Source organism: Acinetobacter calcoaceticus ANC 3811 (genome assembly GCF_000399665.1).
In the GTDB taxonomy this organism is placed as follows: Bacteria; Pseudomonadota; Gammaproteobacteria; order Pseudomonadales; family Moraxellaceae; genus Acinetobacter; species Acinetobacter calcoaceticus_B.
The window spans coordinates 1,943,840-1,967,575 of the sequence record NZ_KB976986.1 but is presented as its reverse complement, the minus strand read 5'-3'; the positions used below and the strand labels follow the sequence as shown (position 1 = coordinate 1,967,575).

The 23,736-nt window shown below is 38.9% G+C and carries 25 protein-coding genes; 14 read left to right on the top strand and 11 right to left on the bottom strand.

Translation table 11 applies throughout. From position 1 onward, the window contains the following. Positions 1 to 405: 405 nt before the first annotated feature. Both F935_RS10480 and F935_RS10475 read right to left on the bottom strand, forming a co-directional pair. Entirely contained in the window at positions 406 to 1,731 is a 1,326-nt protein-coding gene (locus F935_RS10480) for a polyamine export protein PaeA (protein ID WP_016138909.1), read from the bottom strand. 110 nt (positions 1,732 to 1,841) lie between these two features. After that, complete coding sequence (locus F935_RS10475) at positions 1,842 to 2,831, bottom strand: LysR family transcriptional regulator (protein ID WP_003653025.1); 990 nt, start codon at positions 2,829 to 2,831, stop codon at positions 1,842 to 1,844. Between the two features lie 587 nt (positions 2,832 to 3,418). Between F935_RS10475 and F935_RS10470 the strand changes: the two genes are divergently transcribed. After that, on the top strand, positions 3,419 to 5,023 hold the full coding sequence (locus F935_RS10470; RefSeq protein ID WP_016138908.1) for an isocitrate lyase: 1,605 nt from the start codon (positions 3,419 to 3,421) through the stop codon (positions 5,021 to 5,023). Positions 5,024 to 5,083: 60 nt separating this feature from the next. Here F935_RS10470 and F935_RS10465 read toward each other — a convergent pair whose 3' ends face one another. Then, positions 5,084 to 5,554 carry a copper resistance protein NlpE gene (locus tag F935_RS10465; protein WP_016138907.1) on the bottom strand — a complete coding sequence of 157 codons (471 nt, stop codon included), beginning with the start codon at positions 5,552 to 5,554 and terminating at the stop codon, positions 5,084 to 5,086. Between the two features lie 187 nt (positions 5,555 to 5,741). Continuing rightward, complete coding sequence (locus F935_RS10460; RefSeq protein WP_016138906.1) at positions 5,742 to 6,065, bottom strand: hypothetical protein; 324 nt, start codon at positions 6,063 to 6,065, stop codon at positions 5,742 to 5,744. Between the two features lie 201 nt (positions 6,066 to 6,266). On the opposite strand from F935_RS10460, the gene F935_RS10455 reads away from it, so the two are divergent. From F935_RS10455 to F935_RS10420, 8 genes are all read left to right on the top strand, one after another. Then, a complete protein-coding gene (locus tag F935_RS10455; protein WP_035366217.1) occupies positions 6,267 to 7,142 on the top strand; it encodes an urease accessory protein UreD in 876 nt (291 codons plus the stop codon). A 100-nt stretch (positions 7,143 to 7,242) separates the two neighbouring features. After that, positions 7,243 to 7,545, top strand: a complete 303-nt coding sequence (ureA, locus tag F935_RS10450; protein WP_002117495.1) for an urease subunit gamma — start codon at positions 7,243 to 7,245, stop codon at positions 7,543 to 7,545. A gap of 11 nt (positions 7,546 to 7,556) precedes the next feature. Further along, positions 7,557 to 7,865: an urease subunit beta gene (locus F935_RS10445; RefSeq protein WP_016138904.1), complete on the top strand. Its 309-nt coding sequence runs from the start codon at positions 7,557 to 7,559 to the stop codon at positions 7,863 to 7,865. Between the two features lie 37 nt (positions 7,866 to 7,902). Beyond that, positions 7,903 to 9,603 (top strand): urease subunit alpha, encoded by a 1,701-nt coding sequence (gene ureC / locus F935_RS10440; protein WP_016138903.1) that lies wholly within the window; start codon positions 7,903 to 7,905, stop codon positions 9,601 to 9,603. A gap of 72 nt (positions 9,604 to 9,675) precedes the next feature. After that, positions 9,676 to 10,158: an urease accessory protein UreE gene (ureE, locus tag F935_RS10435; protein WP_016138902.1), complete on the top strand. Its 483-nt coding sequence runs from the start codon at positions 9,676 to 9,678 to the stop codon at positions 10,156 to 10,158. Continuing rightward, positions 10,145 to 10,810 (top strand): urease accessory protein UreF, encoded by a 666-nt coding sequence (locus F935_RS10430; protein WP_016138901.1) that lies wholly within the window; start codon positions 10,145 to 10,147, stop codon positions 10,808 to 10,810. Before ureE ends, F935_RS10430 begins: the two co-directional genes overlap by 14 nt. Positions 10,811 to 10,834: 24 nt before the next feature. Further along, positions 10,835 to 11,449 (top strand): urease accessory protein UreG, encoded by a 615-nt coding sequence (gene ureG / locus F935_RS10425; RefSeq protein WP_002117800.1) that lies wholly within the window; start codon positions 10,835 to 10,837, stop codon positions 11,447 to 11,449. Positions 11,450 to 11,458: 9 nt separating this feature from the next. Continuing rightward, positions 11,459 to 12,028 (top strand): HupE/UreJ family protein, encoded by a 570-nt coding sequence (locus F935_RS10420; RefSeq protein WP_016138900.1) that lies wholly within the window; start codon positions 11,459 to 11,461, stop codon positions 12,026 to 12,028. 41 nt (positions 12,029 to 12,069) lie between these two features. Here F935_RS10420 and rsmD read toward each other — a convergent pair whose 3' ends face one another. Both rsmD and mrdA read right to left on the bottom strand, forming a co-directional pair. Next, positions 12,070 to 12,621 (bottom strand): 16S rRNA (guanine(966)-N(2))-methyltransferase RsmD, encoded by a 552-nt coding sequence (gene rsmD, locus F935_RS10415; RefSeq protein WP_016138899.1) that lies wholly within the window; start codon positions 12,619 to 12,621, stop codon positions 12,070 to 12,072. Further along, on the bottom strand, positions 12,621 to 14,633 hold the full coding sequence (mrdA, locus tag F935_RS10410) for a penicillin-binding protein 2 (RefSeq protein ID WP_016138898.1): 2,013 nt from the start codon (positions 14,631 to 14,633) through the stop codon (positions 12,621 to 12,623). Before mrdA ends, rsmD begins: the two co-directional genes overlap by 1 nt. Before the next feature lie 235 nt (positions 14,634 to 14,868). Here mrdA and F935_RS10405 point away from each other — a divergent pair, with 235 nt between their 5' ends. From F935_RS10405 to F935_RS19245, 4 genes are all read left to right on the top strand, one after another. Further along, the gene (locus F935_RS10405; protein ID WP_004793942.1) at positions 14,869 to 15,387 is read left to right on the top strand and encodes a hypothetical protein; all 519 of its coding nucleotides are present in this window, start codon (positions 14,869 to 14,871) and stop codon (positions 15,385 to 15,387) included. A 61-nt stretch (positions 15,388 to 15,448) separates the two neighbouring features. Then, positions 15,449 to 16,762, top strand: coding sequence for a DUF445 domain-containing protein (locus tag F935_RS10400; protein ID WP_016138897.1), 1,314 nt, complete (start codon positions 15,449 to 15,451; stop codon positions 16,760 to 16,762). A gap of 86 nt (positions 16,763 to 16,848) precedes the next feature. Continuing rightward, a complete protein-coding gene (gene adk / locus F935_RS10395) occupies positions 16,849 to 17,502 on the top strand; it encodes an adenylate kinase (RefSeq protein ID WP_016138896.1) in 654 nt (217 codons plus the stop codon). Between the two features lie 71 nt (positions 17,503 to 17,573). Continuing rightward, entirely contained in the window at positions 17,574 to 17,711 is a 138-nt protein-coding gene (locus F935_RS19245) for a hypothetical protein (RefSeq protein ID WP_336169372.1), read from the top strand. 37 nt (positions 17,712 to 17,748) lie between these two features. Here the strand turns inward: F935_RS19245 and nth are convergent, their stop codons facing one another. Together nth and F935_RS10385 are read right to left on the bottom strand one after the other, a co-directional pair. After that, positions 17,749 to 18,438 (bottom strand): endonuclease III, encoded by a 690-nt coding sequence (nth, locus tag F935_RS10390; protein ID WP_005048343.1) that lies wholly within the window; start codon positions 18,436 to 18,438, stop codon positions 17,749 to 17,751. Continuing rightward, positions 18,439 to 19,230 (bottom strand): RnfABCDGE type electron transport complex subunit B, encoded by a 792-nt coding sequence (locus tag F935_RS10385; RefSeq protein ID WP_016138894.1) that lies wholly within the window; start codon positions 19,228 to 19,230, stop codon positions 18,439 to 18,441. 272 nt (positions 19,231 to 19,502) lie between these two features. Here F935_RS10385 and gdhA point away from each other — a divergent pair, with 272 nt between their 5' ends. Then, entirely contained in the window at positions 19,503 to 20,906 is a 1,404-nt protein-coding gene (gdhA, locus tag F935_RS10380; RefSeq protein WP_080645588.1) for an NADP-specific glutamate dehydrogenase, read from the top strand. A gap of 55 nt (positions 20,907 to 20,961) precedes the next feature. On the opposite strand, the gene F935_RS10375 is transcribed toward gdhA, so the two are convergent. The 3 genes from F935_RS10375 to rlmH all read right to left on the bottom strand — a co-directional run bounded on the left by F935_RS10375 (position 20,962) and on the right by rlmH (position 23,609). Beyond that, positions 20,962 to 22,071, bottom strand: coding sequence for an META and DUF4377 domain-containing protein (locus F935_RS10375; RefSeq protein WP_016138892.1), 1,110 nt, complete (start codon positions 22,069 to 22,071; stop codon positions 20,962 to 20,964). Positions 22,072 to 22,240: 169 nt separating this feature from the next. Continuing rightward, positions 22,241 to 23,017, bottom strand: a complete 777-nt coding sequence (locus F935_RS10370) for a DODA-type extradiol aromatic ring-opening family dioxygenase (protein WP_016138891.1) — start codon at positions 23,015 to 23,017, stop codon at positions 22,241 to 22,243. A 112-nt stretch (positions 23,018 to 23,129) separates the two neighbouring features. Further along, positions 23,130 to 23,609 (bottom strand): 23S rRNA (pseudouridine(1915)-N(3))-methyltransferase RlmH, encoded by a 480-nt coding sequence (rlmH, locus tag F935_RS10365; protein WP_016138890.1) that lies wholly within the window; start codon positions 23,607 to 23,609, stop codon positions 23,130 to 23,132. Positions 23,610 to 23,736: the final 127 nt, after the last annotated feature.

Here is a 23,736-nt window from a genome sequence, read left to right as displayed (position 1 = left end):
TATTAGGATTATAGTAAGCATATAATAAATACAACTCATTATAATGGATTATAAAGGTTTTATAAAAATAAAAATTATATGATATTTTTTTTCATTATATGTGTTTTGATGGTTGAGATGAGAAGGAGAACCATTTAAAGACTGGCTTTGAGCTAAGTTACATAAGTTTAGTGGTAATGTAAATTGGGGCTTAGTCGCTTCGTGTTAATTGAGATATATGGATTATTTTATTATTTTTCAGTATTTAAGATTTAATATAGATGATGATTTAAATAATATTGCTTTTAGATTAAAAGAGCAACTTGAATTTATAAATCTAAAATAATTATTACATATATTTGAAAAATTTATTTAGATTAAAAAAATACCCCACATAAAATTGTGAGGTATTTAAATTAATATAAATCAGTTTTCATCAATTGATGAATGTACTTCGGTTTGTTCTAAAATTCGAGTTACAAGGAGTTGGTCAATTTTAAAATGATCAACATCGACTACTTCAAACTTGTATCCACCAAATTCTACAAAATCTGCCGGGCGTGGAATTTTACGTAGGCGGTACATCATGAAGCCTGCTAATGTTTCATAATTTTCTTCATCAGGCATTTCGTCAATTTCAAGTGCGTGTCTTAAGTCATCGATTGGTGTGCTGCCATCAATTAACCATGAGTTATTATCACGTTTAAAGATTTGCTGGTCTTCCTCAATTGGGGTTACCCAGTCGCCCATAACCGTAATCATAATATCGCTTAAAGTAATAACACCTACGACAAGAGCATATTCGTTTATTACAACCGCAAACTTTTCTTTTGTAGAGCGGAAACGATCAAGTAATTCCGAAAGGGTTAGGGTATCTGGAATCATCAAGACAGTACGAATGGTTGTTTCATTCAATTGAGTTGGAGATTGATTGTTTAAAATGCGAACAAGAAAGTCTTTGGCATCGACGTAACCAATGACCTGATCAATATTTTCATTACATACCAAAAATTTTGAATAAGGATATTCTGCTAGTTTTTGGCGAATGCTATCTTCGTGTTCATTTAAAGTGAAATAAACAACATTTTCACGTGTTGTCATGCTGGAAGGTACGTTGCGTTCTTCTAATTCAAAAACATTCTCGATAAAGTGATGTTCTTGTTTTTGAAGTACACCTGCTTGAGCACCTGCGTCCATTACTGCTGAAATGTCATCAAAAGTAATGTTGTCTTCTCGGGTGGTATTCACTTTAAATAAACGGAATAGCAGATTGGCAATTGCGTTAATTCCCCAAGCTAAGGGTTTGCAAACCTTAATAAAAACCTGAATTGGATTAATAACACTAATTGCAATTTTTTCAGGTGCAATCATAGCCAAACGTTTTGGCATAAGATCGGCAAATAAAATAAACAGTGATGTCACTAAAGTAAAAGATAGGGCAAAACCGATTGTCTGTGTCCAAGGGCCTACATAGAAACGGTCCACTAAAGTGACGAAATAAGGACGAAAAGCAGCTTCACCCAAAATACCGCCTAAAATCGCGACTGCATTTAGACCAATTTGAGAGGCTGCAAAAAAGTCAGCAGATTGTTCTTGTAAATCTAGTACTTGTTGGGCACGTTCTTCACCCGCTTCGGCTAGAATTTTTAGCTTAACTTTTCTGGCACCAGCTAGTGCAATTTCGGTTAAAGATAAAAAGCCTGCTCCGATGATAAGCAGTACGATGATAATGATATTTTGAAAGAGACTCACAAATCACCTGAGATTCATCATTATTATGACTATGTTTTAACATAAAAAAGCGCTGAGGTAATCAGATTGATTGCCCAGCGCCTGAAATCGACAATTAAATTAAAATTTATTTAATAGTGAGAAAACTGTGAATTGTTGGTTAGAAATTCACGGTTTTCCTCTTCAATCATTTGACGAGCAACAAATAAGATAAGTTGGCGCAACCAGCGATGAGCAGGGTGATGATGTAATAACGGACACCAAGCCATTTTAAGTTCGAACTCTGGAATGTAAAAAGGAGGATCCTTTATAACCAGTTTAGGATTCTGTGTTTGTAGGCGTGCCATCCGTGTTGGGAGGGTGGCAATAAGGTCTACATTTTGAGCAAGTAACGCTGGCATTTGGTAGTGGCGAGTAAATACAGAAATTTTACGACGCTGACCAATACGTTCTAATGCTTGATCAATCCAGCCTAAACCACCTTGTTTATCGGGGTTTACGCCAAAACCTACACCCATACCTGTTTTAGAAACCCAGATATGTTGTGCATCTAAATAGCTTTTTAAATTTAGATGAGTCACAGCAGGGTGTTTGTCGTTAAGAATACAACTGAAACTATCACGCCAAACTAAAACCTGATGGAAACTTTGCGGTATTTCATTAAATCTATTAATTGCGAGATCAACTTTACCTTGTTCCATGTCTCTATAAGACACATCACTTGGTGTAAGAAAATCAAGAACAACGTTTGGAGCTTCAGAGCGGAGCGCTTTTACAAGACGAGGAACTAAAGTTGCCTCGGCATAGTCCGATGTCATAATGCGGAAAACGCGGTTACTTGTATAAGGGCGGAATTCGGTACGGGGTTCCAAAATCATGGAGAGATCAGCAAGTGCATCACGAATACGAGGTTGTAATTCAAGAGCACGTTCTGTTGGAGTCATCCCTTCAGAAGAACGGATAAGAAGAGGGTCATTAAATAAATTACGTAAGCGACGTAAAATATTACTCATAGCAGGCTGAGTTACCCCAAGTTGTTCGGCTGCGCGTGTAACATTTTTTTCACGAAGAAGTACATCAAGATATATTAATAGATTAAGATCTACTCGCTCCAGATTCATAAAAAAAATACCGAAAATAAAACCCTGAAATTGTTTCAAATTATGCCATATCTAATAACTATTGTGTGAAAAAATGATGAGAAAAACGACATTTTTTGTAGGAATTAAGTAGGTGTAAAAAGTACTTCAAACGCTCGATTTTATTGTCTTTGCTATGTTTTTAAGTATGAAGGTGACAAATAGAATATATTTATATATAACTTATTACTTTCTAGCATAAAAATTGACTTTTAACATTGGCAAAATAGCCTAATTTACAATTGACTTTTAAGGTTAAAAATGGGTGGGAAAAACTTCAGAAATTGTATAAAAATAAGACTTACTAAGTTTTTAGAATAAAATTCTATACTCCTTTAGAATAATTTTATTTTTATAAACAAAGTGTTAAAGTTTTTGGTTTTATCTATAATATCGATTTATCGGTACATTTTTTAAATAAATACTGAAGATTAATAAAGGATATTGGATTAATTGATTGGCTAAGTCTAAGCTGTGTTCATGAAGAAGCAGCTGGTGTCATAAGAAATTTAAGTACATGACTCTAGGCTTTAATCGATGAAATCCTAAAATGAATACAGGACAATATCATGACTACATATCAAACAGCGATTGATGCAATCCGCGAACTAAAAGCAAAATTCGGTAGCACTTGGCGCGATATTAGCCCAGAAGATGCTGCACGTATGCAAATGCAAAACCAATTCAAAACTGGTTTAGACATTGCTAAATATACAGCTGCGATTATGCGTCGTGATATGGCTGCTTATGATGCTGACTCTAGCAAATACACTCAATCATTAGGTTGCTGGCACGGTTTTATTGCACAACAAAAAATGATTGCGAACAAAAAATACTTCGGTACTACTGAACGTCGCTATATCTACCTTTCTGGCTGGATGGTTGCTGCTCTTCGTTCTGAGTTTGGTCCACTTCCTGACCAATCTATGCACGAAAAAACTTCAGTACCTGCATTGATCGAAGAAATCTACACTTTCTTACGTCAAGCTGATGCAAAAGAATTAAACGATTTATTCCGTGCGCTTAAAAAAGCAAACGAAGCTGGTGATACTGCTAAAGCTGCTGAAATCACTGCTCAAATCGATGGTTTCCAAACTCACATCGTACCAATTATTGCGGACATCGATGCTGGTTTCGGTAACGAAGAAGCGACTTACTTACTTGCTCGTAAAATGATTGAAGCTGGTGCTTGTGCGCTTCAAATCGAAAACCAAGTATCTGATGCGAAACAATGTGGTCACCAAGCTGGTAAAGTAACTGTTCCACATGAAGATTTCATCTCTAAAATCCATGCATTACGTTATGCATTCTTAGAAATGGGTCTTGATGACGGTATCATCGTTGCACGTACTGACTCTGAAGGCGCTGACTTGACTCAAAAAATCCCAGTGGTTAAAGAGCCAGGTGACATTGCTTCTCAATACATCGGTTTCTTAGACACTGTTGAAATTGACATTGCTGATGCTCAAGAAGATGAAATCTTGATCAAACGTAATGGTAAATTACACCGTCCTAAGCGTTTAGCTTCTGGTTTATACCAGTTCCGTGCTGACACTCAAATTGATCGTGTTGTACTTGACTGTGTATCTAGCCTTCAAAATGGTGCTGACCTTCTTTGGATCGAAACTGCGACTCCAAACGTAGAAGAAATCGCTCACATGGTTAACCGTGTTAAAGAAGTTGTTCCTAATGCTAAGCTTGTTTATAACAACAGCCCATCATTCAACTGGACTTTAAACTTCCGTCAACAAGCTTACGATCGTTGGGTGGCTGAAGGTAAAGATGTTTCTGCTTACGACCGTGCTAAATTAATGAGCGCTGAGTACGATGCTACTGAATTAGCTGCTGATGCAGACGCTAAGATCCGTACATTCCAAGCAGATGCTTCTCGTGAAGCGGGTGTGTTCCATCACTTGATCACTCTTCCTACTTACCATACTGCTGCTCTTTCTACACATGAGCTTGCACAAGGTTACTTCGGTTCTGAAGGTATGTTGGCTTATGTTGCTGGCGTACAACGTAAAGAAATCCGCGGTGGTATCGCTTGTGTGAAACACCAAGCAATGGCGGGTTCTGACATCGGTGATGATCACAAAGAAATCTTCTCTGGTGACAACGCACTTAAAGCACATGATGATGCTAAAAACACAATGAACCAATTCGCAGCTCACTAAGAATTGATTTCAAAAGAAAACCCGCTCACATGAGCGGGTTTTCTTATTATGAAAAAATAATTATTTTTTCAATACATAATGCTCAGCTAAAGAGCCTTCAATTTTCTTACCTTCTGTATCTAAAGCAGTTGCCGTATTTTCACCAATAAAGAATTTACGGTTTTCAGATTTATCATCTAGGGTAATGACTGAAGTATTATCTTTATCAAAAGTAAATGTACCATGGGTTTCAAATGGTTTCTTATCACCTTTGCCAAGATAAGTTTCAGTTAATTCGTAAGTTTTATCATCTTTTAACTCTAACTCAGTTTTGATGCCTTCACAGTCCGCACATGGAAGAGTGCCTTTATATGTGCCATCCCAATCTAGTGAGTTTTCAGCCGTATGAGCAGTATCTACTGCATTGTTGTTCGTCTCTGTAGTTTGTACTGGAGCAGAGGCTTGAGTTGTTGTATCGGTTTTATTTTCGTTTTTGCTACAAGCAACAAGAAGGGCACTTACAAGTGCAACTGATAATAATGTTTTTTTCATGATGATCTAAACCTCGGAAAATAAATAAAAAAGCAAATAACAGGCTATGAAATATGAGAGCTTAATAAAAGTTTAAGTATGTAATTAAATTTTAACAAAAGGTAAAGTGAGTAAATTTTGGAATAATTATTAAAACAAAAATAAAAAGGAGGTATCCACTAAAACGATTTAATGAATACCTTATAAATTACGGTTGCGCTGAAACTCCACCTAGAGAGTCGCAAGCTGATTTATAAAGTTCATATTGTTGCTTTACAACTTCATCTAAAGGCATAGCGAATAATTCTTCACCATCGTTATAGCTTTTTACATAAGAGGTTGCTTTGTCTTTACTGACTGCTAAAGTTTGTTGGTAATAAGAATTGATAGAACTTGTAGGTATTTCACTTGTTTCAATATTTTTACATTGAAAATTATTTAATAGTTTTTCTGCACGTTTGACCTCACTAGATTGGCCAAAAATACACCCAGTTAAAAATACCAATGGTACTAACACGAAAAAGATTTTCATGGAAAAAATTTATAAGAGCGAGGATGGGCGCTATTGTATAAACAATTCCATAAGTTACTGTGGTTTTATGTTAGACATTGATGATTTTTTAACTCATTAAAATCGAAAAATTGTATCTAATTTTATCAGTGGGCTTATTTTCATATTTGGTGCGTATTTTGCTTATAAGTTTAAGCACTTATTTTGAACATATGAATCAGAATGAATCAGGTACAAACGTTTTCAAAAAACTCTTTAGCACCATTTTGGTATGCGCGATTAGAACTCGGATTTTGTTTTGAAAATTCACGCACCATAATGAATCACAGAAAGCATCATGGCCCTGTTAGGGTGCAAAAAATGCTCTGGCCTGAAAGAACGGGTGTATGTCATGCCATTATTGTTCATCCACCAGCAGGAATTGCAGGAGGAGATCATCTTACTTTTGAAATTGAAACCAAAGATCAAGCTCATGCGGTAGTAACTACTCCGGGCGCCGGAAAATGGTACAAAACCAATGGTAAGCAAGCTTTTCAGCATATTCATTTACACGTGAAAGATCAGTCCATTTTAGAGTGGGTTCCACAAGAAACGATGCTGTTTGATGGGGCTTTAGCACATTCAGAAACTCATATTCATCTTGATAATGCTGCAAGTTTTATTGGGTGGGATATGTTGGTGCTTGGGCGGCAGGCACGTGGGGAGCGCTTTGCTCAAGGGAGTTATCACAACCAGTTTAAATTATGGCGAGAACATAAGTTATTGGTTGCAGATACATTGTATTTTGAAGGAGAGGATCGTTGGCTGAGTTCATGTTTAGGCATGAATAATCAAGCCGTAATGGGAAGCTTTTGGGCAGTTGCTCCAGAGAAATATCGTTCATCATTTTACTTAGAACAACAGCTAGAACTCATTCGTGAATTGATGATGCGTATGCAAGTACCTGTCACATTAACTTTATTGGATGATGTGGTTTTGGCCCGTTTTTTGGGAAATGATGTCCGACATTGTCATGATGCTTTTGCGGCTATACGAGCAAAATTAAGACGTTATTGGTTTGATTTAGAAGAAGAATTTCCAAGAATATGGAAAACCTAAATTACGTTAAATTGCGTATTTAAAAAACAGTTAAAACAGCTATGCTGTTTTTGAGCACGTATTTTGCTTAAAGAATATAAATGAAATTTAGGAAAGAGAAATGGAACTCAATCCAACAGAAAAAGATAAGTTACTCATTTTTACTGCAGGTTTAGTGGCTGAGCGCCGTAAAGCTCGTGGTTTGAAACTGAATTATCCGGAAGCTATTGCTTTTATTTCAGCAGCTTTACTTGAAGGTGCACGAGACGGTATGACAGTCAGCGACTTGATGCATTACGGTACCACCTTATTAAAGCGCGAAGATGTGATGGATGGTGTGCCAGAAATGATTGCTGAGGTTCAAGTCGAGGCAACTTTTCCAGATGGCTCGAAATTAGTCACAGTCCATCAGCCAATCGTATAAAAGGAACGCTTATGATCCCCGGTGAAATCATTACTCCAGATGCCGATATTGAACTGAATGTTGGACGGCAAACCGTAAAAGTTGTAGTTGCTAACATTGGCGATCGGCCTATTCAGGTGGGTTCTCATTTTCATTTTTATGAAGCAAATGATGCATTACAGTTTGATCGCGAAATGGCGAAGGGTTTTCGACTGAATATTGCAGCGGGTACAGCAATTCGTTTTGAACCGGGACAAACTCGAGAAGTGGAGCTTGTTGCTTTGGTCGGTAAGCGAGAAGTTTATGGTTTCGCAGGCCGCGTCATGGGTAAGTTGGATTAAACATAACAACGATAATGAAAGAGATGAGTAATAAGTTATGAAAATGTCACGTCGTGCATATGCTGAGATGTTTGGTCCAACGGTTGGTGATCGTATTCGTTTGGCGGATACAGAGCTCTTTATTGAAGTTGAGCAAGACTTAACGACTTATGGTGAAGAAGTTAAATTTGGTGGCGGAAAAGTTATTCGTGACGGGATGGGGCAATCACAGCTTTTAGCTGATGAAGTTGCTGATACAGTCATTACCAATGCTTTAATCGTGGATTGGTGGGGAATTGTTAAAGCTGACGTGGGCTTAAAAAATGGCCGAATCTGGAAAATAGGAAAAGCTGGAAATCCCGATATTCAACCAGACATTACGATTCCTTTAGGGGCTGCAACAGAAGTGATCGCAGGTGAAGGACAAATTTTAACAGCAGGTGGTATTGATACCCACATTCACTGGATTTGCCCTCAACAAGTTGAAACTGCGTTAATGTCGGGTACAACAACAATGGTTGGTGGTGGTACAGGACCAGCAGCCGGAACTTCGGCAACCACAGTGACTCCAGGACCTTGGCATATTGCGACCATGTTACAGGCGATTGATGATTTGCCTATGAATATTGGTCTATTAGGCAAAGGGAATTTGAGTTTACCTGATCCCATTCGAGAGCAAATTAAAGCAGGAGTAATTGGCTTAAAACTGCATGAAGATTGGGGTTCAACACCGGCAGCTATTGATAACTGTTTGAGTGTGGCGGACGAGTTTGATGTGCAGGTGGCAATTCATACAGATACTTTAAATGAAAGCGGTTTTTTAGAAGAAACTTTGGCGGCATTTAAAAATCGTACGATTCATACATACCATACCGAAGGTGCGGGTGGTGGGCATGCACCAGACATTTTAAAAGCGATTGGACAAAGTAACGTATTGCCATCTTCAACAAATCCAACACGACCTTATACGATTAATACCATTGATGAGCATTTAGATATGCTCATGGTTTGCCATCATTTAGACCCAGCAATTGCTGAAGATATTGCTTTTGCAGAAAGCCGTATTCGCCGTGAAACTATTGCCGCCGAAGATATTTTGCAAGATTTAGGCGCGATTGCCATGATGTCTTCGGACTCTCAGGCGATGGGTCGCGTGGGTGAGGTGATTTTACGTACTTGGCAAACTGCCCATAAAATGAAAATTCAACGTGGTCCTTTAGAGGGTGACAATGAGTTTCATGATAACAATCGCGTTAAACGCTACATTGCCAAATATACAATTAACCCAGCAATTACACATGGTTTAAGCCATGAAATCGGTTCGATTGAAGTCGGGAAACTTGCCGATTTAGTGTTATGGAAGCCAGCCTTTTTTGGTGTGAAACCTTCCATGATTATTAAAGGTGGCATGATTGCAGCGGCACCAATGGGTGATATTAATGCTTCAATTCCAACCCCTCAACCAGTGCATTACCGTCCAATGTTTGGTGCATATCCACGTGGTGTTCATAACACCTGCATTACCTTTTTATCTCAAGCAGCGATTGATGAAAAAGTTGCTGAAAAATTAAACCTGAAGAAATTAATTAGTCCGTGTAAAAACACGCGTGAAATTAGCAAAACTGACATGAAACACAATACATATTGCCCTGTCATGCAGGTACATCCCGAGACTTACGAGGTGCGAGCTGATGGTGAGTTATTAACGTGTGAACCTGCTGATGTGTTACCTATGGCTCAGCGTTATTTCTTGTTTTGATTAGTTTTGTCGGGGTGGTTTGCCCCATTAATTTATACACATGAATGAAATAAATAAGGAGAGAAGAGCTAAATGAAAATCTATACACAACGCCTTGAATATATTTCTCCTGATCAAACATTTGAAACGGTTGAACTGACTTTTGATACACGCCAAAAATCTCGCTTTCGGGCGACTTTAGTGAGTGGTGTAGATATTGGTGCTGATTTACCACGTACTGGCATTTTGCGTAGTGGTTCATATATTGCAACTGAACAGGGTAATGTACTACGCGTAGATGCGAAGCCTGAACGTTTGATGCAAGTCAGCGCAGCTAGTGATTTTGATCTGCTTAAAGCGGCCTATCACCTTGGTAACCGACATGTGCCATTAATGTTGACGCCTACAGCTTTATATTTTGAACCTGATCATGTGCTTGCAGAAATGGTAGAAGGACTGGGGCTTACAGTCTCAGAAACTGATCATCCGTTTGAACCTGAAAGTGGCGCCTATGCACAGCATAGTCATGACCACCGCTTAAGCCCAATCAAAGCTTTGCATCATGTCCATTCATAACGCAGCGCAATTACTTCAATTGCTGACATTGTCTTCTACGGCACTGCCAGTTGGAGCATATTGTTATTCACAAGGTGTAGAAACAGCCATCGATATTGGCTTAATACACGATGAAGCCTCGGCAATAGCTTATTTTGAAGAAGTGCTGGAAATGCTGTTAGTACGGTTTGAGCTACCAGTATTAAAACGTCTCATGCAACATCATGATGACCAAGATCAGTTTCTGATTTGGGCAAATTTATATAAGGCAAGCCGTGAAACTAAAGAGCTTTTAGCAGAGTCTCAACAGCTGGCATTTTCTTTGAATGCGTGGATTAGAGATGTTTTAAAAAAACCTGTTGAGGTTAAAAAGCAGTTTGGTTTTGTGCCTGTCTATGCACAGCTCTGTGGTCGACTTGGGCTTAACGATGTTGACGTGCTCACAGCTTATACCTTTACCGTTTTAGAAAATCAGGTTTTAGCAGCAGTAAAAACTGTTCCTTTAGGGCAAATGGCTGGACAAAGAATTTTATGGCACTTACATGGTTTAGTGCCCCAAGCCGTGGAAAAAGCCTTGCAACTTGTTGATGAGCAATTGAGTAGTGCTTTACCCCGTTATGCCATGCTGAGCATGAAACACGAAACACAATATTCACGGTTATTCAGATCTTAAGTTTAGGAAAGAAGGATAAAAATCATGACAGAACGTAGTCCATTACGAGTTGGAATTGGCGGACCGGTAGGTTCGGGTAAAACTGCGCTTACACTTAATTTATGTTTAGCCTTGCGTAATAAATACAACATGGCTGTGGTGACAAATGATATTTACACCAAAGAAGATTCAAACTTTTTAACCCGTAACGAAGCGATGTCACCAGATCGTATTGTGGGGGTAGAAACAGGTGGTTGCCCTCATACAGCAATTCGTGAAGATGCATCAATTAACTTAGCTGCAATTGATGATTTGTGTGAAAAGTTTGAAGGCTTGGAGCTTATTATTATTGAAAGCGGTGGTGATAATTTAGCTGCAACATTTAGTCCTGAGCTTTCGGATTTAACTCTATATGTGATTGATGTGGCAGGCGGAGAAAAAATCCCTCGTAAAGGCGGGCCGGGTATTACCAAATCAGATTTACTCATTATTAATAAAACAGACCTTGCACCAATGGTCGGCGCAAATCTTGATGTGATGGATCAGGATGCGAAACGCATGCGCGGAGAAAAGCCATTCTTATTTTCAAATATGAAAACGCAAGATGGTCTTGAAGAAATCATTCAATTTATCGAGAAACAAGGGCTGTTTAAAGCTTAAGGAGAGATTATGAACTTCATTAAAAAATGGGGCATAGGGCTCCTTGCATTATTGCCGACACTGGTAATGGCACACCCAGGACATGACCATGAACATTCTGGTTTTATGGCGGGTTTTATTCATCCCTTTACAGGTTTAGATCATTTAGTGATGGCTTTGGCTTTTGGTGTTCTACTCTGGTCAGCAGCTAAGCAATGGAAAATTGCAGGCGTAATGACTTTGAGTGTTACCCTTATTATTGGCTTTTTAATCGGTGCTCAAGGCTTAGTGTCTGCAAATATTGCTGAATATGGAATTGTTGCTTCTTTAGTCGTTACAGCAATTGCACTATGGACAAAATCAAATCGGATTTTACCTATCGCCGCGGCATTACTTGCGAGCTTTCATGGCATAGCGCATGGTGTTGAATTAGCACACTCAGGCCATGTCGTTGCATTAGTAATGGGTATGGTTTCAGCTATGGCTTTAATTTATTGTGGTGGATTAGCATTGGGTGCTGCGCTTACACGATATGTGCCATATGGCAAAAAAATTGTTGGCGCCTGTGCAGCAGTTGTTGCAGTGATTGGATTAAGTTAGTCATAACTTTAAAAGTAAAAGGTAGCACTAAGCTACCTTTTTTATTCAGCTACTTTCTGATAAAGCCCTGCATGAACGGTACCAGCTTTCGTTGTTTTAACTTGTTGCCATGTTGAAGGGAGGAGAAGCTGAGATAAATCTCGATCGGCTTCAACATAAATATATCCATTCTTTTTAATATGTGGATCTGCCAAGTTTGAAAGTTCTTGCCATAAATCTAGACTATAAGGTGGGTCTAAAAACACCACATCGAACTGTTCTTTTAAACGGGGTAATGCTTGTTGAGCAGTCGCATTAATTAAATGACATTTTTGGGCTTTTAATAGCTCAACGTTATCTTTTAAAAAACGTGCCTGAGTTTTGTCTGGTTCAATCATATAAACTGAGGCAGCACCACGTGACAATGCTTCAAAACCTAATGCACCAGAGCCTGTGCAGATATCAAGTACATGCGCATTTTGAATATCCCACATGAGCCAATTAAATAGAGTTTCACGTACTCTGTCTGGCGTTGGGCGTAAACCTTCAATGCTAGCGAAGGGAAGGACTCGTCTTTTCCATTCACCGCCAATAATACGTAATTGATTTTTCATTAGTCATCGACCTCATTGGTTGCAGGGCGAGCTGGGGTAGCCAGTGGTGTTGAGGCAGCAGGTGCAGTTGAAGTAGCTGCTGCTGGACTAGAGCTTTCAGCACCGCTTGAGAGTTCACCTGGCTTAATTCCTGCAGTCATCAGTCCACCATTAACTTGATGGTTTGCTGGTCGGACTGGGTTTTTCTTACGAGTTAATAACCAGTAATCAAAAATAGGTTTTGCAAGTTGGGCAGCAGAACCACCATGACGACCATTTTCCCAAATCACGGCAATCGCAATTTCTGGTTTATCAGCTGGTGCAAAGCCAACGAATAAACCATGGTCAAGTTGGCGTTCGTTCAGGGCTGATTCATTGTAGCGTTTACCTTGTGCAATACTTTTAACCTGCGCAGTTCCTGTCTTTCCTGCAATTTGATAGAGAGGTGTACGAATGCCTCGGCCAGTACCTGATTGAATTACGTCAATCATGGCATCGCGCATTTGAACCCAGTCTTCATCCGTTCCATTGAAGTTGATTTTGCCATCTGGTGCATTACGTACAGTAAATGGTTTTGCACCATGAGTTGAACGTAAAACGTGAGGGGTAACATGAGAACCATGATTGGCTGTAATTGCAGTTGCCATAGCGAGTTGTAAAGGTGTGGCAGTAAACGCACCTTGACCAATACTCACAGAAATCGTTTCACCTTTCATCCATTTGGCTTTGCGAGTACGCATTTTCCATTCAGGATTTGGATAAAGACCTTCACTTTCACTTGGTAAGTCGACACCGGTTTTTTGCCCGAACCCAAATTGACGCATCCATTGGTTCATTTGATCAATACCCATTTGATGGGCAAGAATATAAAAATAGGTATCACATGACATAATGATGGCTTTATGCATGTTTACGATGCCATGACCGGTTTTTTTCCAGTCGCGGAATTTATGAGAATCACCGGGTAAGTGGAAATAGCCTGGGTCAGAAATTGCTGTTGACCAGTTTACAATACCGTAGTGTAAGCCACCCATCGCTTCCATTGGTTTAATGGTAGAACCTGGTGGATATGCACCTTGTACAGCACGGTTATAAAGCGGTTGATCTAAACTATCACGTAAAGAACTATAATCTTTATGGTTAATACCAGTCACAAATAAATTAGGGTTGAAACTTGGACTAGATACTAAAGCCAGAATTTCACCAGTACGAGGGTCGATGGCGACAATGGCACCACGACGGCCTGCGAGCTGTTGAGAGGCAACAACCTGTAAACCATAATCTAAAGATAAATAGAGATCATTGCCACGAGTAGGGTCTTTGCGGCCTAAATGGCGCAATATATTACTGTGAGCGTCTGCTTCAACAGATTCATAACCTGGTGTTCCGTGTAGCAAATCTTCATAGCTTTTCTCAACGCCAATCTTTCCAATCAGGTTGGTTCCAGCATATAAATCTTTATCAATACTTTTTAATTCTTTATCGTTAATACGCCCGACATAACCAATCACATGAGCAAATAACTCACCATGTGGATAGTAACGGGTCATTTGTGTTTCGATTCTTACGCCGGGAAATTTATATTTTGCTTCGCTGAACTTGGCAATATTGGCTTCGGTTAGATTAAGTTTAATCGCAACACGTTCAGTTTTTCGAGCAGTTTTTATACGACTTTTGAAGCGGTCAATATCTTCTTGTGTGAGATCTAAAATAGGCTGTAGCTGCTCAACAACATGGTCGGCATCTTCTACATCTGTTTTACTTAAAGTTGCTGTAAAAACAGGATAATTATCTGCCAGTAATACACCATTTCGGTCATAGATATAACCACGAGCTGGTGGAAGTGGTTGTAAGCGAATCCGGTTTTTATCGGATGCAGTAGAAAATTCGTCGTAGTGAAAAATTTGCAAATAAGCGTATCGGCTAATCAACACTAATAAGCAAACGATAACCAGACCTACGGCAAAAAAGATTCGTCCTCGATAAATGCGCTTTTCTTGCTGGATATCTTTTAAAGGAAAGTGCTGCTTCATAAGGATCGACTTAATGACATAGGGTAGAAAAATAGCTGCTTATTCTAACGCAAGAGCACTTAAAATATTGCATAATTTTCAAAGTTTCAGTGCATTTCGATAAGATACTTTTTGACTTTGCAGACAACAAAATTGTAGATACTTGTATATAAGAAGCAAAATAATTCTGTTAAAGTCTCTCATTCAATAGAATAGGGTTGTTCTCACCATACGATTAGGGAAAATGGAGAAAATAATGAGAAAAATTTATCCCTTACTTGCAGTTTTGACGGTAAGTAGTTGGGCTCATGCTCAAGACTATTCGTTTCTTCCAGAAGCAAAATTAGCAGGACATACTGCATCTACGTGGAATGTGGGTGCCGGTTTTACACAAAAACTATTACATTTAAACGGTGAATGGGTAAACCCTTATGGTATTGCCTATGCCAAAGTTGGCGCATTTTTGAATGGTGACAAAACTGCTGGTGGCCAAGTCGGGTTTCGATATCCTTACTATCTTACCGGCACAGATAAAAATGGTTACTATATTGGTTTTTATGCTGGGCATCTCGATAGTAAAGAGGTCGATGGTGATTATAAATCCCGTTTAGGCGCTGGTGTTGATTTGGCTTATGTATTGTTGAATTCAGAAAGAATTAGTACTTTTAGTGTGGGTATTGGCGCGGCGGAAAAATTAACTGACCAAAATGGAGCAGTTGCTGCGGATACGAAACCACAAATTCAATTTTCTTATTCTCTAAGTTTTGGTTTATAAAACAAAGCAGTTTATCGTTAACTCGCCATAAGCAGAGCACAAATAAATACGAGAGTCTTACATGTTAGAGTACGTCAGCGGATTGTGGCAGACCTTTTTACACAGACCTGATTTTTGGGCCGTTTTAAGTATCATTCCAGTCACCGCCTTTGTTACATGGGCACACGTGTGGATGGCTTTAAAAATGGTGTTTTACCCAATTAAATTTTGGGGATTCCATTTAGGTCCATTACCAGTAGGTTGGCAAGGTATTGTGCCACGTAAAGCTGGACGTATCTCGGGTATTATTACCGACAATACTTTATCTAAGTTAGGTTCATTGCGTGAATTTTTAGAAGCAATGGATCCTGAAGATATGGCACGCATTATTGGTGAGCAGGTTGGTTTTGAACTTGAACACCTGATTGATGAAGTCATGATCGATCGTAATGCCGTACTTTGGGAAAATTTACCTTATTCAATTAAACGCCGTATTTATGCTCAGGCACATAAACAATTACCAGGCGTGCTAAGAGAATTAGTGACTGAGCTGACCATGAACGTCGAGTCACTGGTTAATATGCGTGAAATGGTCGTGAGTCAAATGGAAGGTGATCGCCGTTTGATGGTACGCATGTTCTTAAAAGTTGGACAAAAAGAAATCAACTTTATTTGGCATATTAGCGCTTTAATTGGGATGTTCTTTGGTATTTTCCAAATGATTGTTTGGTTTGTCGTACCTTGGCACTGGACAGTCCCGTTTTGGGCTTCAATTTGGGGCTTTTTAACCAACTGGATTGCAATCTGGATGGTATTTAATCCTCTTGAACCACATTATATTCGTTACCCACAGATTTTTAGATTAACAGAAGATCGTAAGTTTCCTTGGATTGTACCCGTTCTTCGAATTGGGACCTATAATTTCCAAGGTGCTTTCATGAAGCGTCAAGAAGAAGTCTCTGATGTGTTTTCAAGCGTAGTAACAGAAGATTTGATTACGTTAAAATCGATTATGACTGAAATGATGTACGGGCCACGTAAAGATAAAACCCGTCGTATTGTGAAGCGTCATATTAACGAAATTATGGAAACACCGTTAGTTCGTACATCTTTACAGCTTTCTTTAGGGCCAAGAGAGTACGCAAGGTTAAAGACGGACTTGATTGATCGTTCAATTGAAATTACGATGGGACCCGTATGTGACCCTGCGCTAAACGCAAGCCGGGCACAGAAAATTTTTCAAATGTTTAAAGAGCGTATTCGCGAACTGACACCAAAAGAGTTTCAGAATTTATTGCGTCCTGCATTTCAGGAGGATGAGTGGATTCTTATTGTGCTGGGTGGGGTAACCGGATTTATTGCTGGTACAATACATTTGTTTGTGGCTTTCTTATAATTCGATGTCGGGCAGGATCTATTGAAGATTAACGAGACTTTTTCTGCCAGGCTTCACATTCATTGTTTTAAATGAGGATGTTTTTTATGCGCATTATCTTACTCGGACCACCTGGGGCAGGCAAAGGGACTCAGGCTCAGTTGATCTGTAAGCGCTACAATGTCCCACAAATTTCAACCGGTGATATGCTCCGTGCTGCGATTCGTGAAGGTACTGAATTAGGTCTAAAAGCTAAAAGTGTAATGGAATCTGGTGGTTTGGTTTCAGATGAACTTATTATCGGTTTAGTAAAAGAACGTATTGCTCAGCCTGATTGTGCAAATGGCTGCATTTTCGATGGTTTCCCACGTACTATTCCACAAGCTGAAGCTTTGGAAAAAGAAGGGATTAGCATTGATCACGTGATTGAAATTGACGTTCCTGACGAAGAAATCGTACAACGTCTTTCTGGTCGTCGTCAGCATCCAGCTTCTGGCCGTGTTTATCATACAGTTTACAATCCACCTAAAGTGGAAGGTAAAGATGATGAAACTGGTGAAGATCTTGTTCAACGTCCAGATGACCAAGAAGAAACAATCCGTAAACGTTTAGCGTCTTATCATACAGAAACTGAGCAATTGGTTGGTTTCTATCAAAGCCGTGCTGCATCTGGTGAGAATGCACCGACTTATGACAAGCTTGATGGCTTGCGTACAATTGAAGATGTACAAAAAGATTTGTTCAACATCTTAGACAAATAATTTAATATTGTTTGTGATAATGAGCCCTCTTTGTGAGGGCTCTTTTCTTTCATTCGGTGCAGGAGAACAATATGAAAATCATATTGATTTTGGTGGTATTGCTAAGTCTGGCACTCGTCATCTTTTTGAGTTATCAGAGCTATAAAATGCTTAGGCAGGTACAAAAACAAGCAAAAGAAGAGCGTAATCAGAACAAACGTCTAAAGTAAGATTGACTGGGTATATTATCTATACCCAACCATATTTTTAAGCTTCAATATTTTTAATAGCAATTTGCTTTTGTGCACCAAATTCAAAGCGATCAGGCCAGTTGCAAACATCTGCAACTACACATTCAGCACATTTCGGTTTACGAGCGATACAACAATAACGGCCATGTAATATGAGCCAGTGATGTGAATCTAAAATAAATTCTTTAGGAATGACCTTAATTAAGCGATGCTCAACTTCAAGTACATTTTTACCTACGGCTAAGCCAGTTCGATTTCCCACTCGGAAAATATGGGTATCGACAGCCATAGTCGGTTGTCCAAAAGCTGTATTTAAAACAACATTTGCGGTTTTACGTCCAACGCCTGGTAAAGCTTCCAAATCTTTTCTGTTGCTTGGAACTTCGCCGTTAAATTGCTCCATTAAAATCTTGCAGGTCTTAATAACATTTTCAGCTTTCGCGTTGTAAAGGCCAATAGTTTTAATATATTCCTTTAACCCATCTACGCCCAAGTTGTAGATTTTCTCGGCTGTATTAGCCACAGGGTAAAGTTTATCAGTTGCCTTATTTACACTCACATCGGTCGCTTGAGCTGACAGCATAACTGCAATGAGTAACTCAAAAGAAGATGAATATTTTAACTCGGTTTGAGGAGAGGGCCGTTGTTCACGAAGGCGTTCAAAGAAAATTTGAATCTGCTTTTTCGTCATATTTTTGACAGCCATTCAGACCTCCTGTAGTTGCATGAGTTGCTGTTGTAGTTCTTCGAGTTGAAGACGTTTTTTAGCATCTTCACGTACACTTAACTGTTTTTCCAGTTTCTTAATTTGTGTACGAATTTTAGCTAACTCAATTGTAGTTTTAGCATCAGTTGGCGCAGTTTCTTTAGATTTCTCAATGAGTTCAATTGAAGGTAATTCATCAAGTGCCTGAGAAAACTGCGCAAACAGTTGAGTATCAATTTCAGCGCGTACTACAGGCCCTTTACGGTGACTGCGACGCTTTTCTTCACGTTGAATATGTGCGTAATAGCGTTGTCTTAAATCATCTTGCTCTGCGTTACGCTGTTGTTCATTTGGTAAGGCTTGTGTGTCCTCAACCAAATCAATGCAATCTACGGGACACGGTGGAATGCATAGCTCACAACCCGTACATAAGTCGGTCAAGATGGTATGCATGAGCTTACCACTGCCAATAATAGCATCTACAGGACAAGCACTAATACATTTGGTACAGCCAATACATTCATCTTCACGAATAATTGCTTTCATTCGCTGTGGGCGACCATCTGTTTGTATAGGCCACACGCTACTTTCAGCAATTAATGGGGAGCGATTTAATAGATTTGCGAGTGCATCAGCAACAGGTTGTCCACCTGGAACACATTTATTTGCTTCTTCACCTTCAGCAATCGACTTTGCGTAGGGTAGACATCCATCACGATGTCCACATAGACCACATTGTGTTTGTGGTAATAACGCATCAATCTCGCGTATGAGAGAAATAGATGAATTCATAGTGGGCAAATAGCTTGGTTAAAACGATGCGATAATGAAGAAAAACCTAAGTAAGGTCAATGGATTTTAACGAATTTATCGGGTTTTTAATTGACCTAAAATGTCGCCAATATTGCACAATAATAGATCAATAAAAGTGAAAAGTTAAATGACTATTTCTTATTTTTAAGTAGTTTTTCTAAAAATAAGTTTTTGATAATTAAGGTGAATAAAATAATTTAAAATAACTATTGTTAAAATTGATGGAAAGGGATTTAATATTTTGCTGCTAAATGATGCATTTAATAATGTATTGCACCAATTTAATTCATTACTATGCTGAGGACCGTGCATTGAAATATAACAACCTGAATGAATTCCTGAATTACGTGCAAGCGCGTGATCCGCATCAACCTGAATTTTTGCAAGCTGTCGAAGAAGTCATGACGAGTTTGTGGCCTTTTATTGAAAAAAATCCGGAATATGCAGAGCAGGGTTTGTTGGAACGCTTAGTTGAACCAGAGCGTGTGATTCAATTTCGTGTTTCATGGATGGATGATCAAGGTCAGACTCAAGTTAACCGAGCTTTCCGTGTTCAATACAATTCAGCAATTGGTCCATTCAAAGGGGGAATGCGTTTCCACCCATCAGTCAATCTATCAATTTTAAAATTTTTAGGTTTTGAGCAGACTTTTAAAAACTCACTTACCACCTTACCAATGGGTGGGGGAAAAGGTGGTTCAGATTTCGATCCTAAAGGCAAATCTGATGCTGAAATTATGCGATTCTGTCAGGCATTAATCATTGAGCTTTATCGTCATTTAGGACCAAATACTGATATTCCTGCGGGAGATATTGGTGTGGGTGCGCGTGAAGTCGGTTATATGGCAGGTATGATGAAAAAGCTGAGTAATGACACCGCTTGTGTCTTTACCGGTAAGGGAATTTCATTTGGTGGTAGCTTAATGCGTCCTGAAGCAACTGGCTATGGTACGGTTTATTTTGCAGAGGAAATGCTCAAAGCACGTGGACAATCTTTTGCTGGTAAAACTGTTTCAGTATCTGGCTCTGGTAACGTTGCACAATATGCAGCAGAGAAGGCCATGTTCCTAGGGGCAAAAGTTGTTACTTTATCTGACTCTAACGGCACAGTTTATGTAAAAAATGGTTTTACAGATGAGTTGCTTGTTGAAGTCATGAATCTTAAAAACGTTAAGCGTGGTCGTATTTCCGAGTTTGCTTCTAAACATGGTTTTGAATATTTTGAAGGAAAAACGCCTTGGCATATTCCTGTCGATATTGCTTTACCATGTGCTACGCAAAATGAATTAACAGGTGAAGATGCTAAAACGCTTATTGCAAATGGTGTAATTTGTGTGGCTGAAGGCGCAAATATGCCATCTACACTTGAAGCAGTTGAATACTTCATCGAAGCTAAAATTTTGTATGCGCCAGGAAAAGCATCTAATGCTGGTGGTGTTGCAACGTCTGGTTTAGAAATGTCTCAAAATGCAATTCGTTTAAGCTGGACACATGCTGAGGTTGATGAACGCTTACATGCAATCATGAAAGACATTCATGCCAATTGTGTAAGATACGGTACTAAAGAAGATGGTACTGTTAACTATGTTGATGGTGCCAATATTGCAGGTTTTGTAAAAGTAGCTGATGCAATGCTTGCTCAAGGTATTTTCTAAAAATAGAAATAAAAAATCCGATGCAAAAGCATCGGATTTTTTTTAGTCTAAAAACTTATTTTTTAGGTTTTTTAACTAGTTCTTGTTCAACAACCATATCTAATACATCAGCTTGACTAGATTGGTCTGCTGCTGGGTTTTTCACTTCAAAACGTTTTACACGTAAAATTACGCGTTGATCTGGATTGTGTTCAAAACCTTCAATTTGGCCATAATATAATGACCAGTTTTTGTCAGCGTAAGTTTTAACGCCTTTGTCATCATATTTAATTTCACGAACTTGCATACAAGTTTGTGGGGCAACACCAGTACATGATTTAGTTTGTGGAGCAACTTCTAGGAAAACAGTTTTTCCTTCAGATTGATATTTTGCTTCAGGTGTCATTTTACCAGTAAAGGTATATTTTTGACCTTGAGCATCAGATACCGTTAGAGTTGGTTGATCAACGTTTGTGGTATTGAGTTCAAATGGAATCGCACGTTTTTGGAAAAGGCTGCTAGAAAATTGTTCCTGTTTCATTAAAGCAGGTTCACACGCCATCATTGTTGACATTACATCAGCAGTTACGATGGTGTTGTTTTCAACTTTCCAAGTTGTTCCTTGGCGGTTACAACCCGTTGCGATCGATAAACGGTCATTGGTAAAGTTAAGAACGATAGGTTTTTTTGTATTTTCAGGCTGATAAGACCAAGAGTAGTCTGTTAAAGCTTGAGTATTTACTGCTTTTTGACCTTGGAAAATATGTTTTTGACCAGTTTTATCTGTCACGCTTAAAATCACCTGACCATTATTGTTACTAATTTCGATTGGTAATTTCGCGTCATTAAAGATGCTATTAGAAAGTTGTTCTTGTTTCATTAGGTCATCTTGGCAAGCCATCATGGTTGAAACAAGGTTAGAAGTAACAAGTTGGTTGCCTTCAACTTTCCAAGTACCGCCTTGACTATTACAACCTGTATTGATTGCTAATTTGCTATCTGCATTAAAGTTAAGGATAAGTGGTTTAGAAGCTTTTACATTTTGATAAGTCCAAGCATATTCACCTAAAGTGGCCGCAAGGTTTTGTTGTTGCTCAGATACAATTGGAGCTGGAGTATTCGTAACTGTTTGACATGCCATCAAAGAAAAAGGTAATAACGCAAGAATTAAATATTTAATTTTCATTTAAAAAACTTCAAGTAAAAAAACAACAGCAATAAGCTTAAAACATTCTTAAAAAAAGAAAATGTAAACATTTGATTGTTTCGGTTTTTAAAATGTATAAGTTTGTAAGTTATTCTAATTTTCAACAAAAATAATGGTATACCCCGAAAAACGGGGTATTTGTTAATAATTAATCAAAACGATAGATATCCATGCCTAGTGAGCCCATTGTGAAGCTACTGTGAACAATCGTAAAGCGATTGCCTGTGCCCATAGCAAAAAACAAAGGGGCAAAATGTTCAAGGGTAGGATGATTACGTTTTACATAGGGCAATGATTGCCAGTCCAGTACGCCATCATAATCTTGATGTGTAAGTTTATTCACAACAGCATTTCTAAAAGTCGAAGCCCATTCAGGAACTTTGGAATTGTCTCCTTGCCAAGATAACTCTGCAAGATTATGGGTAATACTGCCTGAACCAATCAATAAAACTTGTTTGTCCCGTAAAGGCGCAAGTGTTTGCCCTATACGATAAATTTCTTGTGCACTTAAATTGGTTGGCAAAGAAATCTCGACCACTGGTATGTCAGCATCAGGATACATATGTAATAGAGGCATCCATACACCATGGTCACGAGGGCGCGTACTATTCGCATGTGCCACAAGATGAGCATCTGCCAGTAATTTTAAGATTTCTTCAGCGAGTTGTGGTTGTCCAGGTGCGCTGTAGCGAATTTCATATAACTCTTTAGGAAAGCCGCGGAAGTCATGCCATGTTTCTGGACGTGTCGAAATACATACTTCAAGTGCTTTACTTTCCCAATGAGCAGACATCACAATGATTGCCTTTGGTGTGGGAAGATTTGCACCTAAACGATGTAGAGCAGGTCCTACTTGTTCTGGATCAAGTGCAAGCATGGGTGAACCATGTGAAATAAACAGTCCAGGAAGGGTTTGTAGTTCCATTGCATTGCACCTGAGTTGAAAAGCAGAATAATAGTCATTATGCCAAAATCAGGGCATGTTAAAAGTATCCTGATTTCAACGGATTGTTCCTAAAATGAAACGGTTGTTGTTTTTATGCACGGTGATAGGGATGATTATGATTAATAGTCATTGCCCGATACAGTTGCTCAATTAATAACACGCGTACCAAAGGATGGGGCATTGTGAGTTTTGAGAGTGACCAATGCCATGCAGCAGCTTTACGTACTTGATCTGACAAGCCATCTGGGCCACCAATCGCAAGTACTATATCATTGCCTTCAAGCATCCACTGTTTCATGGTGTCAGCCAGCTTTTCTGTGCTGAGTTCTCGCCCACCGACTTCTAGAGCAATTAAAGTTTCATTCGGTTTTAAAGCATTTAAAATGCTTTCGCCTTCAATTTGGCAATATTTTAAAATATCTGCTTCTGAATCATTCTTACCACGTTTGGCCATAGGCAGTTCAATGACTTGGGTTTGCACAAAAGGTTGGATGCGTTTGAAATAATCTTCAAAACCAGTGAGAACCCAAGTAGGCATTTTTTGACCAATGGTCAGAATACGAATTTTCATATTATCTATTCATTCAAAACAGCTTGCGCATTATACCTGAGGAAGAGATAAGTTCGTGGTAGTAAAATAGGCATAAAAAACGCAGTCCAAAAAACTGTGTTGGACTGCGATCAAATGATCACCTGTC

Excerpts from the sequence above, each read along its gene's own strand:
- F935_RS19245 (WP_336169372.1), top strand. The coding sequence starts at position 17,574 with ATGAAAATCATATTGATTTTGGTGGTATTGCTAAGTCTGGCACTCGTC.
- F935_RS10445 (WP_016138904.1), top strand. The coding sequence starts at position 7,557 with ATGATCCCCGGTGAAATCATTACTCCAGATGCCGATATTGAACTGAAT.
- F935_RS10475 (WP_003653025.1), bottom strand. The coding sequence starts at position 2,831 with ATGAATCTGGAGCGAGTAGATCTTAATCTATTAATATATCTTGATGTA.
- ureG (WP_002117800.1), top strand. The coding sequence starts at position 10,835 with ATGACAGAACGTAGTCCATTACGAGTTGGAATTGGCGGACCGGTAGGT.
- F935_RS10420 (WP_016138900.1), top strand. The coding sequence starts at position 11,459 with ATGAACTTCATTAAAAAATGGGGCATAGGGCTCCTTGCATTATTGCCG.
- F935_RS10470 (WP_016138908.1), top strand. The coding sequence starts at position 3,419 with ATGACTACATATCAAACAGCGATTGATGCAATCCGCGAACTAAAAGCA.
- F935_RS10400 (WP_016138897.1), top strand. The coding sequence starts at position 15,449 with ATGTTAGAGTACGTCAGCGGATTGTGGCAGACCTTTTTACACAGACCT.
- ureA (WP_002117495.1), top strand. The coding sequence starts at position 7,243 with ATGGAACTCAATCCAACAGAAAAAGATAAGTTACTCATTTTTACTGCA.
- F935_RS10455 (WP_035366217.1), top strand. The coding sequence starts at position 6,267 with ATGAATCAGGTACAAACGTTTTCAAAAAACTCTTTAGCACCATTTTGG.
- F935_RS10465 (WP_016138907.1), bottom strand. The coding sequence starts at position 5,554 with ATGAAAAAAACATTATTATCAGTTGCACTTGTAAGTGCCCTTCTTGTT.
- ureE (WP_016138902.1), top strand. The coding sequence starts at position 9,676 with ATGAAAATCTATACACAACGCCTTGAATATATTTCTCCTGATCAAACA.
- F935_RS10405 (WP_004793942.1), top strand. The coding sequence starts at position 14,869 with ATGAGAAAAATTTATCCCTTACTTGCAGTTTTGACGGTAAGTAGTTGG.
- F935_RS10460 (WP_016138906.1), bottom strand. The coding sequence starts at position 6,065 with ATGAAAATCTTTTTCGTGTTAGTACCATTGGTATTTTTAACTGGGTGT.
- gdhA (WP_080645588.1), top strand. The coding sequence starts at position 19,503 with ATGATGCATTTAATAATGTATTGCACCAATTTAATTCATTACTATGCT.
- adk (WP_016138896.1), top strand. The coding sequence starts at position 16,849 with ATGCGCATTATCTTACTCGGACCACCTGGGGCAGGCAAAGGGACTCAG.
- rsmD (WP_016138899.1), bottom strand. The coding sequence starts at position 12,621 with ATGAAAAATCAATTACGTATTATTGGCGGTGAATGGAAAAGACGAGTC.
- nth (WP_005048343.1), bottom strand. The coding sequence starts at position 18,438 with ATGGCTGTCAAAAATATGACGAAAAAGCAGATTCAAATTTTCTTTGAA.
- mrdA (WP_016138898.1), bottom strand. The coding sequence starts at position 14,633 with ATGAAGCAGCACTTTCCTTTAAAAGATATCCAGCAAGAAAAGCGCATT.
- rlmH (WP_016138890.1), bottom strand. The coding sequence starts at position 23,609 with ATGAAAATTCGTATTCTGACCATTGGTCAAAAAATGCCTACTTGGGTT.
- F935_RS10385 (WP_016138894.1), bottom strand. The coding sequence starts at position 19,230 with ATGAATTCATCTATTTCTCTCATACGCGAGATTGATGCGTTATTACCA.
- F935_RS10430 (WP_016138901.1), top strand. The coding sequence starts at position 10,145 with ATGTCCATTCATAACGCAGCGCAATTACTTCAATTGCTGACATTGTCT.
- ureC (WP_016138903.1), top strand. The coding sequence starts at position 7,903 with ATGAAAATGTCACGTCGTGCATATGCTGAGATGTTTGGTCCAACGGTT.
- F935_RS10370 (WP_016138891.1), bottom strand. The coding sequence starts at position 23,017 with ATGGAACTACAAACCCTTCCTGGACTGTTTATTTCACATGGTTCACCC.
- F935_RS10375 (WP_016138892.1), bottom strand. The coding sequence starts at position 22,071 with ATGAAAATTAAATATTTAATTCTTGCGTTATTACCTTTTTCTTTGATG.